Below are 14050 nucleotides of genomic sequence, written 5' to 3'. Positions count from 1 at the left end.
CATTCCATGAATCGCCCGTCAGCTTAAGCGTGTTTAGACAACCGGCGTCCTATGCGACATCAATGAAAATCGAATGCACGCCGTCAATCGAGTGGTCGTTTTTCAATCCTAATTTCGTGTAACAGTCATCAATGACATCTGCCCACCCGGCAGCCGAACTGGGACCTCTCATATCTCGATCATTAAGGACGTAGATGAATACGAGATGGGCGTCGACACCCCGCTGACGAAGGAAATCGAGATGAGCGAGTCGATTAGCGTATTGGTAATACCCACTTGCCCAATCGGCTGACTCCTCTGCCCCGTAATGCTCCTTGGCCAATTGAAGGGATTGATCGATTATTTCTCGAGAACGCTCCCCGGCATCGCAGGAAGATGTCATTTCGTTCACGTGAGCCTTTGCCTCGACAAGAATCACCTTTCCGTCAGAGGCCAGGCCTAAGGCATCCCATTGAGGTCCACGCGTCGGCCAAAAACCTCGCAAATCATCAGCGAAGCGTTCGAGTCCTAGTTTCTCTAGGAAGTCCGCGTCGCGATACTCCGCGTGCCTATCATCAGCTCGCGGTGACGTCCAATCGATTGTCGAATTCGGGCTAATAGCGAGTTCAGTCCGCACGGCTGTCTCAAGTGCGTTTGGCGATTGAGCAAGCATTTTCTGAACCCATTTTAGACTTCCCTTTTCACCGATTGATTGCGGAACGCGCATGATTTGTTTCCGTGATGGAGGTTGTCTAACTCTTTATTCACCTGCACAGGATACTAGCCCTGACTCTGCCACCGCGACAAGATTCGTCGCAATATCTGCTATTCACCGCCCAACCTGTCCGCCGGACTCCGGACGCCTAACCCCCCGCGGTTCAGCACGTGGGTGTAGATCATCGTCGTACTGACGTCCGTGTGTCCCAGCAGTTCCTGCAGCGTCCGAATATCGTACCCGTCTTCCAGCAGGTGAGTCGCGAAGGAGTGCCGCAGCGTGTGACACGTGGCCCGCTTCGCGATCCCGGCCTCGCGAACGGCGCGCTGCATTGCACGCTGCACCGCGGTCTCATGCACGTGATGCCGACGCTCCTGCCCACTGGCGGCGTCCCGATAACGACGCGAGGCGGGGAACACCCACTGCCACGCCAGGTCCGTGGCCCAAGCGGGCGCCTTACGGTCGAGCGCCGTTGGCAACCCGACACGCCCCGCCCCGTCGTCCAGGTCGCGAGTGTGCAGCGCACGTACGCGCACCAGGTGCTTCTCCAGTGCTGGCCGGGCGATATCGGGCAGCATGGTGACGCGGTCTTTTCCCCCCTTGCCGCGTCGCACACGGATTTCTCCGCGCGCGAAGTCGAGGTCCTTCACACGTAACGTCAGGCACTCCAGCAAGCGCAGGCCCGCACCATACAGCAGCAGGGCAATCAGTCGAGTGGTGCCGTGCAGCTGACCGAGCACCGCACACACTTCCCGACGACTCAGCACGGCGGGAAGGCGCGTCGGTGACGCGGACCGCAACACACACCGCAGATCGCCTACGGGTGTGGCGAGCACCTCGCGATACAACAGCAGCAACGCTCAACGCCTGCATCTGCGTCGAACGCGACACGCTCCGCTCGGCGGCCAGATGGGTCAGAAACGCGATGATTTCGGTCACGCCCAAGTTCGGTGGGATGCCGCCTGCCGTGATATCGGATATAGCGGACGATCCATCCCACGTATGCCCGCTCTGTACGCGGGCTCCGGTGCCGCGCCCGCATGCGGCCTTCACCTGGGCAAGCAATCGCGGCTTTTCTGCGGGCATATCTTTGGCCCGTGCTGGTTATCGCTGCAGGAGCGAACAACCTGATGCCTCCGCCCGCCGAGCCTGTCACCACAACATTGCCAATGCATCATTCGGAACGCCGCAAGAAGCGGTCAGCCTAACAGTCGCCACGCTATGCCGTCCCACGCCCACCAAGCAAGTGGAGACGCGACAAAACATGTATGGCTGCTTCAGAAGCCAGTGGCGGCGCCCCTCGGGGGTGTGTTTGGGGGTGTGTTTCTTCCTGCAGAGTGCGGCATTGATGTCGGGAAACTCCGGCACCGACGCCCGGTTTCCCTCTAGAGTCCGGCAGAATGTAGTAGTTGGTTAGTGTATTGACCTGCTTCGGGAGCAGGAGGTCGCTGGTTCAAATCCAGTCGCCCCGACTTACTAAGTACAGCCCCTGCAAATCCTCTGCGTTGTGGGGGCCTTTTGCTGTGCAAAATCCGGAGTAAGCCTGGGGTAAGTTTCGCCCGGTTAGCCGGCTCTGGCTGCCCCTGAGTTTTTTTTCGCGTACGTTCGTCCTCGAGGCGAGCCGCGCCAATCTCGTTGCGCGCCTACGCATTGAATGCTCAGAGGCCGAATGCGAAAAGCGCGGCGCCACTTCGGACTCCACCGCAGCGGCGCGGTGAAGCCGCCGCCGGCCGCTTACGTGCCGGCCCCCAGCGTCGCTCTCAACTGTCCGATTCGCTCGGCGATGCTCGCCGCAGCCTTGGCCGTCGCTTCGCCGATCGCTGATTCGCGAATGTTCTGTGTACCCATCTTCGCCCCGCCCAGTCCCCAGCCACCCATGCCGAACACGGTAAGGCCCCACCCTTTGGTGGAGATCCCCTGGCCGGTGAAACTCGCGACGATCTCACCCGTCTCGGCGTCGATGATCCGCGCCGTGAGATTCACCTGGGTAGTGTTCTTCTTCGCGCCCAGCCCGTAGAGAACCACCGCCGAGGCAAGGCGTCCGGCCATGCCCCCGAGATGTTTTTCCTCGAAGCCAAGGCGTGTGAGCGAGCCGGATACGATGTAGCGGGCGCGCGCGACCCGTGTTGGCGAAGCGCTTGTGATGGAGTCCGGCATGATCGACTGCTCCTGGCGGATCGCGTCGAGCTGCCTCCGCTCGAGGACGCGGAACGCGCCGCTCTTCACCAGCTCTTCCACGATCAAGTCGGTCGCGCCAAGGCCAAGTGCCTCGGCGAAGTTGGCGCCGTCGCGAATTCCCATCTTCTCGAGACGCTTGCGCGTGCCTTTGTCACTGGCGATCTGAGCGGCAACGGTGCCGTACTCGAAAGCGGACACAGTGATCGACGGGCGCGCGGCCGCGAACTGCGGCGCGTCCTGCGCGACCAGCGCTGCGGGAGCGAGCATCAGGGCGGCGAGCAGCGAACGAATGGGGCTCATTGCAATCTCCTTTAAATGGTGCGACCGGAGAATAGCCTCGTCACGGGGGCGCTCGCATACGTACCGTTACGTAGCAATTGGATGGGCCACGGGCACGTCGGCTGCCGCCATAGCATTCTGCACCGCTCCCGCGCGCCACGTCGTCATGCCGGATACGGAATAGCGGAGCAGGCGACGCTTTCTGACTTTGCTTTTTCAGTGCTGCGGTTTTAGTTGGTTGATGTATTGGCCTGCTCCGGAGCAGGAGGTCGCTGGTTCAAATCCAGTCGCCCCGACTTATCAAGTGCAGCCCCTGCAATGCTTTGCATTTGTGGGGGCTGTTGCTGTGAATCGTTGGGCTGAGTTTGGTGGTTAGTTTCCCACCCGTCAGGCAACGCCAGTTTCTCAGGCGAGTGGTGGCGCGCTGCTTTGACTGTCCGTCTGCCAAGGCGACACCCAATCGGACCATGAGATAATCGACGGAACCATGTTTCAACAAGCCTTCAAAAACATTGACCACGTCCTTCGGAAGGAAGCAGGTTGCACTACTGAACTCGACTACACCGAGCAGACATCATGGCTGCTGTTCTTGAAAAACCTCGACGGGCTCGAACAGGACAAGGCCACTGAAGCTGCGCTCGCCGGGAAGCGCATCTACGACGGTGCGGTTGGTTCGGCCGGCTTCCTCGAGGCGCCCTACATCATCCACACGAACACGCTCAGCGAAAATCTCGCCGACATTCAGGAAAAAGACCGCTACGACGTGGTGCGGTGCGTCATCTTTTGAAATCACCGTGGGCCGGCATCGCCGCCGCGCAGGTGGCGGTGATACTAGCGCTCCAGGCGCTCAATCTCGCCGTTGCCGTGCCGCGGCCAAACGGTGCAGATCCCGCGGGCTACTACGCGTGGGCTCAATCGTGGCTGGAGGACGGGGATTCCGACCCGGCCAATCAGCTTACCCCCGGAAGGGCGCCGGTTAACAGCAGCGTATTTCCAATAATCGAGATCAATGGACGACCGACACTCATCAACAGGTATCCCATCGGGTGGAGTGCCGCGGTCTTTCCATTCATGGCCCTGGGACACGAAATCGTCGGAGCCGGCCGAGTTGATGGCAAACGCGGAGACGATGGCGCACATAACGGCCTTGAACCACTCGTCGTCCGCATGGCATGGATCGGTGTTTACCTGTGGACGCTGCTCGGCGTTCTTGCCACGTATGACAGCATTCGTCGCCTGACGAGTCTGCGCGCGGCCGTCCTCGGGACGGTAGCTGCATGGCTCGGAACGAGCGCCTTTGCGTACACGTGGAAATCGCCGGGCATGGTTCACTCGATTACTCTCGCCGTAATCAGTCTCTCCTTCTGGAGCGCTGGGCGCGCACGCCGGTCGCGTCATGCGTGGGCGTGGTCGCTGCTGTGGGGAATTCTTGCGTCGCTCACGGTTTGCGCACGCGTGATAGATGGGATCGTCCTCCTTCCGTCATTCTTTCTGCTTCTCCAGTCGCAATGGGCTTCCGATGAGCAGCAGACGACCCGCGCGTTGCGGATACGAGCGATTGTGACTTCCTCTTTATGTGCGTTACTTGGATTTCTTCCGCTCTCCCTGTTTCAGATGTCCATCTGGCACACGCTCTATGGCCAGTGGTACTTCGATGGATATGCAGCCACCGGGTACCGATTCAGCCCGAACCTCCAGACTCTCGGTCTCTCTCTCTTCAGCCCAGACAAGGGATCTCTTCTCTGGCACCCGCTGATTATTCTGGCGGTTGGCGGACTCGTGCTGGCTTCCAGTTCGACACCGCGAAATACAAGCATTCGACCCCTGGCGCGGCTCCTGGTTGCGGTCGTCATCGTAATCTTTGCGCTCTACGGCAGCTGGGGCTACTGGTCCCTGGGAGATGGTTACGGGGCTCGATGGACCGCGGACCTCTTCTGGATCTGGGCATTCGGCCTGGCGGCGCTCTTCGCAAGAAGTGAGAGGGTAATGCGCCCCGTCATTGTCACGGTGGCGGTTTTCTCACTCGCATCCCTCGGATGGATTGGCGGACAGGTTATCGGCAAAATCCCGTTGCATTGACCAAGAACTGGTGATGAGGCCGTGCCCGGGAACATGCCGCCGTCGGCGATGGTATGGCGATCAGCCGAGGCGACCAGCGAAAGATTGACGCCGCGGTGCGCTGACAATCCGATGGCACGAAACACGTTGCCTGCACGGGGTGAGTTTGGGGTGAGTTTCTTTCTACAGAGTACGGCATCGATGTCGGGAAACTCCGGCACCGACGCCCGGTTTCCCTCTAGAGTCCGGCAGAATGTAGTAGTTGGTTAGTGTATTGCCCTTTGCTTCGGGAGCAGGAGGTCGCTGGTTCAAATCCAGTCGCCCCGACTCTAGAACTACAAGCCTCACCGACACTTGCGTGGTGGGGATCTGTCGTACTGGCCCCTGTCATCCGTTTTGCGATCAGTTCGGATTTGGCAGCAACACCTTCGGATCGAACACCCACCCACCCTTGATCACCCGCCAGATCGTCTGCGTGTTCTTGATGTCCTGCAGCGGGTTGGCATCGAGTAGGATCAGGTCAGCCAGCTTGCCGACCTCCAGTGTGCCGAGGTGGTCGCCGGCGCCCACGGTCTGAGCGGCGGCCTGAGTGGCGAACCGCAATATGTCGACCGGCGGGATACCGGCCTCGGCATAGAATTCCAACTCCCACTGGAGTGCCAGCCCTTCGGGTCCCGCGTCGGTCCCCGGCAGGAAGGTGATGCCACGACGATACGCCGCGTGCATGGTCCGTAGAATCTCTGCCCACCTTCCTCTCAATACGTTGTCCCCCATCTGTGGGTTGCCCCGCGAGGCCCGACGGAATCGTTCGGGATCATGCCGAAAGGATACTGCGAAGCCGGCCCCTTGTCCCAACGTCGGTTCCCAGCGCGTCCCCGCCGCTCCGAACATCTGGAGCGCATCGTCGGAGAATCCGCCGTACCAATGCGTGAGCCCGGCGTATCCCAGCGTCACCCCCTTGACCGCCTGCTCGATGGTTAGTCCGTGTGCCGCCACCGGGAGCGCCACGCGGCGAGCCTCGTCGGCTGCCGCCCGCTGGAGCGGCCACGGAACCATGTTATAGAGCTTGATGAACTGGGCACCTCGGGCCTTCCAGAGTCGCACATTAGTCCGCGTGTCCCCCTCGTCAAAAAGATTGACGAAGAATTGGTCCTCATTCCGACTATAACCTTGGGGACCCTCAAAAATTCTTCCCGGGTAGAAGCAGCGTGGGATGGCATCGCCGGTGAAATCGCTCCGATCCGCATGGGCGTTTTGTTGTTCAAGTCGGCCCCCCATGTTCCGCACTGAGGTGACGCCGTAGGCAATGCGCGCGGCTCCTCCGCACCCGCCGCCGTGCCCGTGCATGTCGAACAGGCCGGGGATGGCAAAGCGGCCGCCGGCATCCACAGTGACTGTACCGCGGGGAAGTTCGCGACTTCGCGCCGGGCCGATCCACCGGATGCGCCCGCCGTCGATCAAGAGCGAAGTTTCCGCGCCAAACCCGCCCGCGGCAAAGTCCAGCACTCGAACCCGCTGGAGGAGCACCGGTGGCGGCGTCGGGGCCCGCAGCGCCAGCCGGATGGGGATCTCCCGGCGCGTGCCGCCCGTGAGCGGCTGACGCCACAGCGTGTCGCCGGCGACAAAGAGCAATGAGGAACCGTCCGGCGTGAAGCTGAACTCGTCCCCTTCCGCGGAGCTGACCACGCGCACATCCGGCTGCGGGAACCCCGCGCGCCCGAGCTTTGCCAGCCGAATGCCGAGCCGGTTCGGGACCGCGTGTGCCACCCATTGCCCGCGCGTTGAGATGTTCGTGCCGTCTCCCTTCGCAGACATCAGCGGTTCTGGTTTCGCCACCGCTTCCAGTTGCAACCGGTAGAACCCGGGCTTGCTTCCCGGGAACTCGGCTTGGAAGTAGAGCGTCTTGCCATCCGCAGAAAGTTGGGGGTAAGGCTCCCAATTGCTGCTTGTCGCGAGCACCCGCACGGAACCCGTTCGGGGATCGATCGCGAGGATCTGATGGTCGCAACTCGTGGCGGCGATCAGCTCGCCGTGGAGACTCCAGGTCAGCTGCTCATATCCACAGTCGGCGTGGGCACCCACTGTGACTATCTGTCCGGTCTGAAGGTCCAGGACCTTGACTTCCCATTTTGCCTTTGCGCGGCTCACAAACCCGACGCGACGACCGTCTGGCGAGAACGCGGGATCCGACTCTGTCCCGTCACCCTCGACCAGCCGCCGGGCCTGGCCACCCTTGAGTGGCTGTTGCCAGAGGCGGGCCAGCGCCCGGAACACGATCTGCGAGCCGTCCGGCGAGAGCCGAGGTTGCTGAATGGTCCTGAACTTCCCACTGTTCCCTGGCGCGACCGGCATCCACTTGGGTGGTGCGGTGGGCTCACGGATCGCCAACGTCACCCGGGCGCGAAAGGGAACGGCTTCGCTCCGCCCGCCCGGCAGCGTGACCTTCCAGAGGTGGCCGAGGTTACCCAGGTAGAGCGACGCGTTATCGGCGGCCACCGCGAAGCCCGCAACTCCAAAAAAGGAATTACCGGAGACCGGGGCGATGTATCGCTCAGAGCCCTCCGGGAGCGGCGCGAACAGCAGGTAGGGCTCCTGCGGTGGTGTGTCCCATTTGACATATCTGGCGTAGAGCCCATCGGCTTTGGGACTTGGGACGACCGGATCGGCCCTCCCGTCGAAGTGACGCAGGGTAGACACCTTGCCGTCGGTGCTCCTGACCTCGATCCGGCTCGATATCCGACGCGAGGTGGAATCACGCTGCACGATCGCCCAGCCCACGCGCCCATCCGGAAGGTGGAAGACTGACCACACCGGGCCCAGCGCGCGGAGTGTTTCCGGTTCGCCGCCAGTCAACCGAATCCGACGCACGACCGCTGGTGGCCGTGACATCGTATCCAGTGGATTCCACGATTTCCGCTCGAGCCGCAAGTAGACCACGGCCTTGCCATCGGGCGCCCACGCCGGCCGATCAGCCCAGACCTCATGGGTCAACTGAGTGATTTCCCGGCTCGCCACATCGAGCAGGAAGATGTTGCCCGCGCTGCCGTCGCGATCGGACTGGAACGCGACGAGCTTGCCATCAGGGGAGATGGCCGGGTCGATGTCGTAGTATGGTCCTAAGGTGAGCTGCTCCGCTTCACCGCCCTTGACCGGAAGGCGGAACAGCTTGCCAAGCATACTGAAGATCAACCATTGGCCGTCGGGGGAGACGGCGACATCCGGGGCGGTGACCTCGGTGGTCTCGAACGTGATCGTGCGCCAGCCATTGGCCTGGGCGGCGGCTGGGCTCGCGACGGCGATCGCAACCAGTAATGCCAGGAACATCCAGATGGCGCGGCGTTCGGGAACGATCATGGTGTGGCCTCGGGAGGTTCGCGCTGGTCTATATGATACTGTGCCTTCCTTATTCAGAACGATACTGGCGTTGCTTCTTTCAGAGACTATGTAGGCGTGGCGGCGAATAGAACGGGCCGCCACCATAGAGGCTCCATCACAACTCTCACATTGGGGAGGAGCAATGCCTACGACGACGACCCGTCCCGCGAACACGCTACTGCTCGCGCTCGATCTTGGCAACACAACCTGGAAGCTGGGTTTTCCCTCGAAGCGAAAGGGGATGAGCCAGGGTGAGCTCGAGCGGCGTTCCCGCGTTAGCTACGTGACGATCAACGCGATCGCGAATCAGCGCACTACTCTCGTCGATCTGAACACTCTCGACAAACTGTCGGCCGAGCCTTGCGCAGTGTCGCGAATTTTCACGCGCTGAAGAACTGCACGGCGAGCCTACCTCCGGAGAAATGAAAAGACGCAACCGCCGCTTTTGCTTTGTGTTGGATTGGAAATATCATTGAAAATGCTCGGGTTTGACTGCGGTGATAACTGCGGTGGTGGGTCCGTTTGTGGGTCCGTTTGGTACGGCATAGTCCGACATTCATAAACGGGAAGTCCGGCGCCGATGCCAGGCTGTCTCTCGTAAGTCCGTCAGATTGTCGTGGTTGGTTATGGGGGACGCCTGCTCGGGAGCAGGAGGTCGCTGGTTCAAATCCAGTCGCCCCGACTAGCCCCAGCTCGAGAGAGTGGGGCTTTTTTTTGGGCTTGAACGGCGGGGGCTTCGCCTGCTGTTAGCTATTAGCAACACTAGCTCTCAGCTGGTTAGCCGTTACCACGCGCGCGGGGCTTGTCGATCACGAGGAGCTTTCGCCGAAACACCATCCACCAATAGTGGATGGCGCCGTGTTCTGGCGCGCATCGTTCCGCGAAGCGAATCAGCAGTTGCGCGCGCCGTCAACGCTAACGAGCTAAGAGCTAGTGTTGCTAACAGCTAACAGCAGGCGAAGCCCGCGGCGTTAACAGGTTGTCAGTCCCTTTCAATGCTCGCGTTGACGGGGCCTTTTCTTCTGACATCGCGGCGGCGAGATGCTATCTCCCGCTTTGCAGCAACGATGCAGTCGCGCGAGCTACTGTTCGCAAAGTCAGAGTGTCGTCGGCAAAGGTCCAGTCAACCGCTTGCTGGGTTGCTGATTGATCAGACTTGACGTTGAAAAAGAGAAGACCCCGCACGGCCGGAAAACGGCGGCGAAAATCAGTCAGCGCATTCAGGTACCAGCTGGCGCGGTCACCTCCGAACGCCAAAGAGCCGAACTCGGCAACCATGATCGGTTTGCCAAAGGCTGCGAGCGGCGGATACTTCGCTCCGACAATCTCGTCGAACGTCCACCACTCTGACCACCGCGCGATCGGCCCATAGTTGAGGACGCCCGTGGCCACCCAGTCGACGTACTCGCTGCCCGGGTAATAGGTCTCCCAGTACTGGTAAGCCACGTGAGGGGACCATACCCAGATGACGCCATTCGCGCCGTTGCGGCGAAAGCGCTCCACAACGTGGCGCCACGCCGCAATGTATTCCTCTTTGGTGTTGTTCTGCGGTCCCCAGGGATACCGATACGGATCGTTCATCTCGTGGCCAAAGCGAAGCAGAATCGGCCGTCCGAATTTTGCCGCTGCGCTCGCCCATTTGTCGATGTAAAAATCGTAGTCTCCGCGCGCCACGGCAGCCAGTCCGTGACGGTCTCTTGCCTCGCGCAACGCAATTGTGGGATGCTGTGCAGACTCAAAATCCGTAAGCCACGGCTCCCACGTGATCACAGGCACTGAGCCCATGTCCGAAATTGCCGTCGCTACCTTCGACGGGAACTGCTGGTCGGGTTTGTCACCCCACGCCGTATAGAGTTGAATGAGCGGGAGTGTCGTTCCGATCTGTTGTTCGAATTTCACCACGCCATCAAGCGTGCGGGGAATCCAGCCGTCATAAACGCCGAGCAGAACGACGTCGGGTTTACGCAAACGATCCGGATTGCGTCGGTATGGCTCGAACCAGCTAAGATTCGCGGCTCGGCCCGGGCCGGAAAACAGCCGGCTCACCCGGTGCTCGAGCGATCCACCAGCAGTTGCCGCCGACGTCAGCAAACTGGAAATTGGGCCACCACTTGCCGCGCCCAGCGCGGTCAAGAGACTCACCCCGGCCAGGCCGGCCAGCAGAAGCGTTGCGGTCAGCAGCAGCCGGTGCCGCCGCCTCACCGACCGTCTCCGCCGAGCGTGGCGACGTCAATCACGTCCCACGGCGCGCCGGCCGCCGGACTGCGGGCTTCCCATGCGGCATAGAGCACTCCAATCGCCATGATTACCGGTATTGTGGCAAATGCGACCATGCCCCACACTGCCTCGGTGGTCAGCTCGAGTGAAGCTTCGCTCGTTTCCAGCGCCCGGCTCCAGACGACTCGCGCCAGCGTAATCACGAAGGCGGTGATTATCGCGAGCTGCGGCCACGCCAGACGGAGAAATCTGTCGCGGACGGCTCGCTTCTCCGTCGGAATGTACGGCACCTCACTGCGAGTCACGGCGAGGAGCGTCCCGGCCAGAAAAATCGGCCAGCATCCCATCTTGAGGATGAGCCCGCGCCAATGCAGGCCCCGCTCCGCAGCGCGATGACAGAGCCAGACTTGAGCAAATCCATGAATCATTATCCCGATTACCGCGACCGGAGTTCCATATGTGACGAATTCCACAAAGCGTATGTGCGCCGCTTCTATTCCCGCCCATAAATAGAGATACGGGAAAAGCAGAAAGACCAAAGCCGTCACGCCGAAGAGGTAATAGGTTCCAATGGTCACGTACGAGAGCCGCTGGCGCCACGTGAGCGAAGTAAAGAGACGAGGCCACTCGCTGAACGCCACTTCATAAACTCCACGCGCCCATTTGATCTGCTGCTTGTAAAACGAGCCAAGATCCTCGGGCACGAGCCCCCTGCTCACAACTTCGGGCACGTAAAGACTCCGCCAGCCCTTCGCGTGGAGGCGGATCGCCGTAATCAGGTCCTCCGCCAGGCCCACGCCGTGGCCACCAATGGACTCTAGCGCCGCGCGCCGAAAAGTGCAGTTGGCGCCGATGGCGACACACGCTCCGTGTCCGTGCAGTCCCATCTGCCCCGGTCCATAAAACATGTAGGTCTGCTCAGCACCCCCCCGGGCGGTGAACGATCTCCTCTGATTGTAGTAGGCCTGCGGAACCTGGACGAAACCCACAGCGTTGTCGGCAAAGTGTCCAAGCACCCGATCCAGAAATTCCGGAAACGGCACGTGATCGGGGTCAAGGACCAGAATGAAGTCCTCGCTGGTCAATTCGAGTGCCCGGTTGATCTTTCCGGCCTTCGCGCCCGGAAGCCCAACCAATTCGAGCGGTTTCGCGCCGCACCGCACCGCAAGCTCGGCGAAACGCGGGTCGCGGGTGTCGTCGAGCAGATACGTGGTGTGCGGATAGCGAACCGCGGCGCACGCGGCGAGCGTACGCTCGAACATCTCCAGCGGCTCGCCTGGCGAGCTTGTCGTAAAAATCGCAACGCTCATGTCGGCCGGCGCCGGTCTGTGACCGGGACGCGCGATTGCCGAATAGTTCACCCAGCCGAGGGCTATGCGGACAATTCCATACCAGAATGCGAGAGAAAGGACGCCAAAGAGCAGGGGGACACCTACGTGTTCGGGGCGAAACCACCAGTTCGCCAGCCGAAGCAGGGACGCTACGCCGACGCCGGTCAGCGCGCTCAAGACAATCCTTTGCCAGAATCGAACCGGCGCCGCACTTCGGTGGCGCCAGAGGTCGTAGCGTGATTTTTCCCGCCGGAGACTCACTCTCGCCTACGGAGCGACGCGCCGGCAACAGTGTCAATCACAGGCATCGATCAGGGTAGGGATCGGCCGTGGAAGCGATAAATGAGCGCGGCTTCAGCGGTCGTTGCCGAATAGAAGATGGTTCGCGCGTACTCCCCGCCGGCCATGAATGACGCGTGCGGCGTCAGTGCCGCTTCAATAGAAGCGCGCGCATTCCACGCAGAAAACGTTCGCGATTGAAATGATCGCTGCACGGTTGGCGGCTGAACTGCCGTCGCCGGCGATACAACAAACGACGGACCGCTGTCGGATGCTCGAATCGCATAGCTGCCTCCGCCGCGGAACGTTATGTCGGACGAAGGATGGAGGGCGACAGCACCGATGACGGACTGAGACGACAGACCCGAGGGTGTATAATAGGGCGCGTATATCCCGGCCGTGCTGAAACGTGAATCGCCGGGCGGGTAAGGCTGCACCGGCCTCGCCAGTGTGAACCGGTTCTCATCAGCATCCTGGGCGGACGCGCTCACGCCCAGCTGGATATCCGCCACGGGCCGGTGGACCAAAGGGACCAGCACCCACCCATAGACTGAAGAAATCGCGTTAGCGTCGGGGTACAGCTGACGCTGCGCCAGAGCGCGCGCCGTCCAGCCCTCGGGATTGTTCCAATCGACGCTGAGACTGAAGGTACGCGTCATCACCGCTTTCGTGAGACTTGCCTGCGTATACAGATAAGGTGCTCGCTCGGTGCGCGCACGCAGGACAATGTGCCGGGGCATTCGGAGTCCCAGCATTCCGCGCGCTGTCCAATCAGAGCTCGTATCATAGGAGCGGCTCAGACCGCCGGCGGCGAGTGAGATCTCGAGGTGTGCCGCCGGCACGTAAGCAGAAACCTCACCTTCCGCCTGCGTAACTGTCCGCGTCAAAGAATCACCCAGCCGGAAGCGCATCGGGCGTACTCGAGCTGAAAGGGCAGCGAGCTCCGTAACGTACCATCCCACTTGCGCGTCGGCGGCAATCCTGTGAAGGGGTTGGTCGTCGAAGCGACCGTCAGCCGCGAGCCGAAGCCACGGAGAAGTCACAAGACGGATCTCAGCGAGCTGCCGGGCAGCGTCCCGCTCCTCCGGATTGGCGCGCAGCGCTTCACTGAACAAGCGAGCAGCGGTCGTGAAGTCGCCTTCCCAGTACGAGAGAGTCCCGAGTAACGTGCTGCTTGGAGCGATTCCCTCCGGGCTACGCTGAAAAGGCGACAGCACCGTACGGGCTCGAGCTCCGTGGCCCGTTTCGATCAGCATCCGGCCATAGGAAAGCGACAGAGCAAGGTCGTCCGGGTTGGCGCTCACGCCCACCTCGTAAACCGCGCGCGCGTCGCCGAATCGCTTTAGCCAGTAAAGGGTCTCGCCGTAGAGGCGAGCGGCATTGGCGTCGCCACGGTGGCTCGCCCAATAGGTCTGCAGCAGCGTCGCTGCCGAGTCGAGTTGTCCGGTGTTTCTGAGCTGTTCGGCCTCCGCCAGAGTATCACTGGCCGCGGGCAGCGTATCACCGGCCGCGGGACTCTGTCCACTCGCGCCCAGAACCGGAACGAGTGCGAAAAACGTCGCGGCAAAAGACGGGAGCAGCTTCACGGCTGCGAATATCCCTGCGGACGCAAAGCGCAGCAAGAGAAGCTTGAACGGCG

10 protein-coding genes and 1 tRNA gene are annotated in these 14050 nt (G+C 61.3%); 4 read left to right on the top strand and 7 right to left on the bottom strand.

Translation table 11 applies throughout. From position 1 onward, the window contains the following. Positions 1-49: 49 nt before the first annotated feature. The gene (locus VES88_01680) at positions 50-706 is read right to left on the bottom strand and encodes a hypothetical protein (protein HYN80185.1); all 657 of its coding nucleotides are present in this window, start codon (positions 704-706) and stop codon (positions 50-52) included. A 98-nt stretch (positions 707-804) separates the two neighbouring features. Then, positions 805-1551, bottom strand: coding sequence for an integron integrase (locus VES88_01675; GenBank protein ID HYN80184.1), 747 nt, complete (start codon positions 1549-1551; stop codon positions 805-807). Between the two features lie 539 nt (positions 1552-2090). On the opposite strand from VES88_01675, the gene VES88_01670 reads away from it, so the two are divergent. After that, positions 2091-2166, top strand: a tRNA-Leu gene (locus VES88_01670). A 262-nt stretch (positions 2167-2428) separates the two neighbouring features. Here VES88_01670 and VES88_01665 read toward each other — a convergent pair. Further along, complete coding sequence (locus VES88_01665) at positions 2429-3172, bottom strand: CsgG/HfaB family protein (protein ID HYN80183.1); 744 nt, start codon at positions 3170-3172, stop codon at positions 2429-2431. Between the two features lie 466 nt (positions 3173-3638). Here VES88_01665 and VES88_01660 point away from each other — a divergent pair, with 466 nt between their 5' ends. Both VES88_01660 and VES88_01655 read left to right on the top strand, forming a co-directional pair. Then, positions 3639-3938 carry a hypothetical protein gene (locus tag VES88_01660; GenBank protein ID HYN80182.1) on the top strand — a complete coding sequence of 100 codons (300 nt, stop codon included), beginning with the start codon at positions 3639-3641 and terminating at the stop codon, positions 3936-3938. Then, positions 3923-5230 carry a hypothetical protein gene (locus tag VES88_01655; GenBank protein HYN80181.1) on the top strand — a complete coding sequence of 436 codons (1308 nt, stop codon included), beginning with the start codon at positions 3923-3925 and terminating at the stop codon, positions 5228-5230. Before VES88_01660 ends, VES88_01655 begins: the two co-directional genes overlap by 16 nt. A 381-nt stretch (positions 5231-5611) precedes the next feature. Here the strand turns inward: VES88_01655 and VES88_01650 are convergent, their stop codons facing one another. Then, positions 5612-8563: an amidohydrolase family protein gene (locus VES88_01650; GenBank protein HYN80180.1), complete on the bottom strand. Its 2952-nt coding sequence runs from the start codon at positions 8561-8563 to the stop codon at positions 5612-5614. A 163-nt stretch (positions 8564-8726) separates the two neighbouring features. Between VES88_01650 and VES88_01645 the strand changes: the two genes are divergently transcribed. Then, complete coding sequence (locus VES88_01645) at positions 8727-8975, top strand: helix-turn-helix transcriptional regulator (GenBank protein HYN80179.1); 249 nt, start codon at positions 8727-8729, stop codon at positions 8973-8975. Positions 8976-9628: 653 nt separating this feature from the next. Here the strand turns inward: VES88_01645 and VES88_01640 are convergent. The 3 genes from VES88_01640 to VES88_01630 all read right to left on the bottom strand — a co-directional run bounded on the left by VES88_01640 (position 9629) and on the right by VES88_01630 (position 13997). Next, complete coding sequence (locus VES88_01640) at positions 9629-10786, bottom strand: glycosyl hydrolase (GenBank protein HYN80178.1); 1158 nt, start codon at positions 10784-10786, stop codon at positions 9629-9631. Next, a complete protein-coding gene (locus VES88_01635) occupies positions 10783-12309 on the bottom strand; it encodes a glycosyltransferase family 2 protein (GenBank protein HYN80177.1) in 1527 nt (508 codons plus the stop codon). Before VES88_01635 ends, VES88_01640 begins: the two co-directional genes overlap by 4 nt. Positions 12310-12443: 134 nt before the next feature. Beyond that, positions 12444-13997: a tetratricopeptide repeat protein gene (locus VES88_01630; protein ID HYN80176.1), complete on the bottom strand. Its 1554-nt coding sequence runs from the start codon at positions 13995-13997 to the stop codon at positions 12444-12446. Positions 13998-14050 lie beyond the last annotated feature (53 nt).

The sequence above is a fragment of the Gemmatimonadaceae bacterium genome, from assembly GCA_035633115.1.
GTDB lineage: Bacteria > Gemmatimonadota > Gemmatimonadetes > Gemmatimonadales > Gemmatimonadaceae > UBA4720.
Note: the sequence above shows the minus strand (reverse complement) of the source record. Positions and strands in the feature narration are given on the sequence as shown.

Bases quoted from the DNA above. Each gene is read 5' to 3' on its own strand.
- VES88_01680 (HYN80185.1), bottom strand. From the start codon at position 706: ATGCGCGTTCCGCAATCAATCGGTGAAAAGGGAAGTCTAAAATGGGTT.
- VES88_01665 (HYN80183.1), bottom strand. From the start codon at position 3,172: ATGAGCCCCATTCGTTCGCTGCTCGCCGCCCTGATGCTCGCTCCCGCA.
- VES88_01660 (HYN80182.1), top strand. From the start codon at position 3,639: ATGTTTCAACAAGCCTTCAAAAACATTGACCACGTCCTTCGGAAGGAA.
- VES88_01650 (HYN80180.1), bottom strand. From the start codon at position 8,563: ATGATCGTTCCCGAACGCCGCGCCATCTGGATGTTCCTGGCATTACTG.
- VES88_01645 (HYN80179.1), top strand. From the start codon at position 8,727: ATGCCTACGACGACGACCCGTCCCGCGAACACGCTACTGCTCGCGCTC.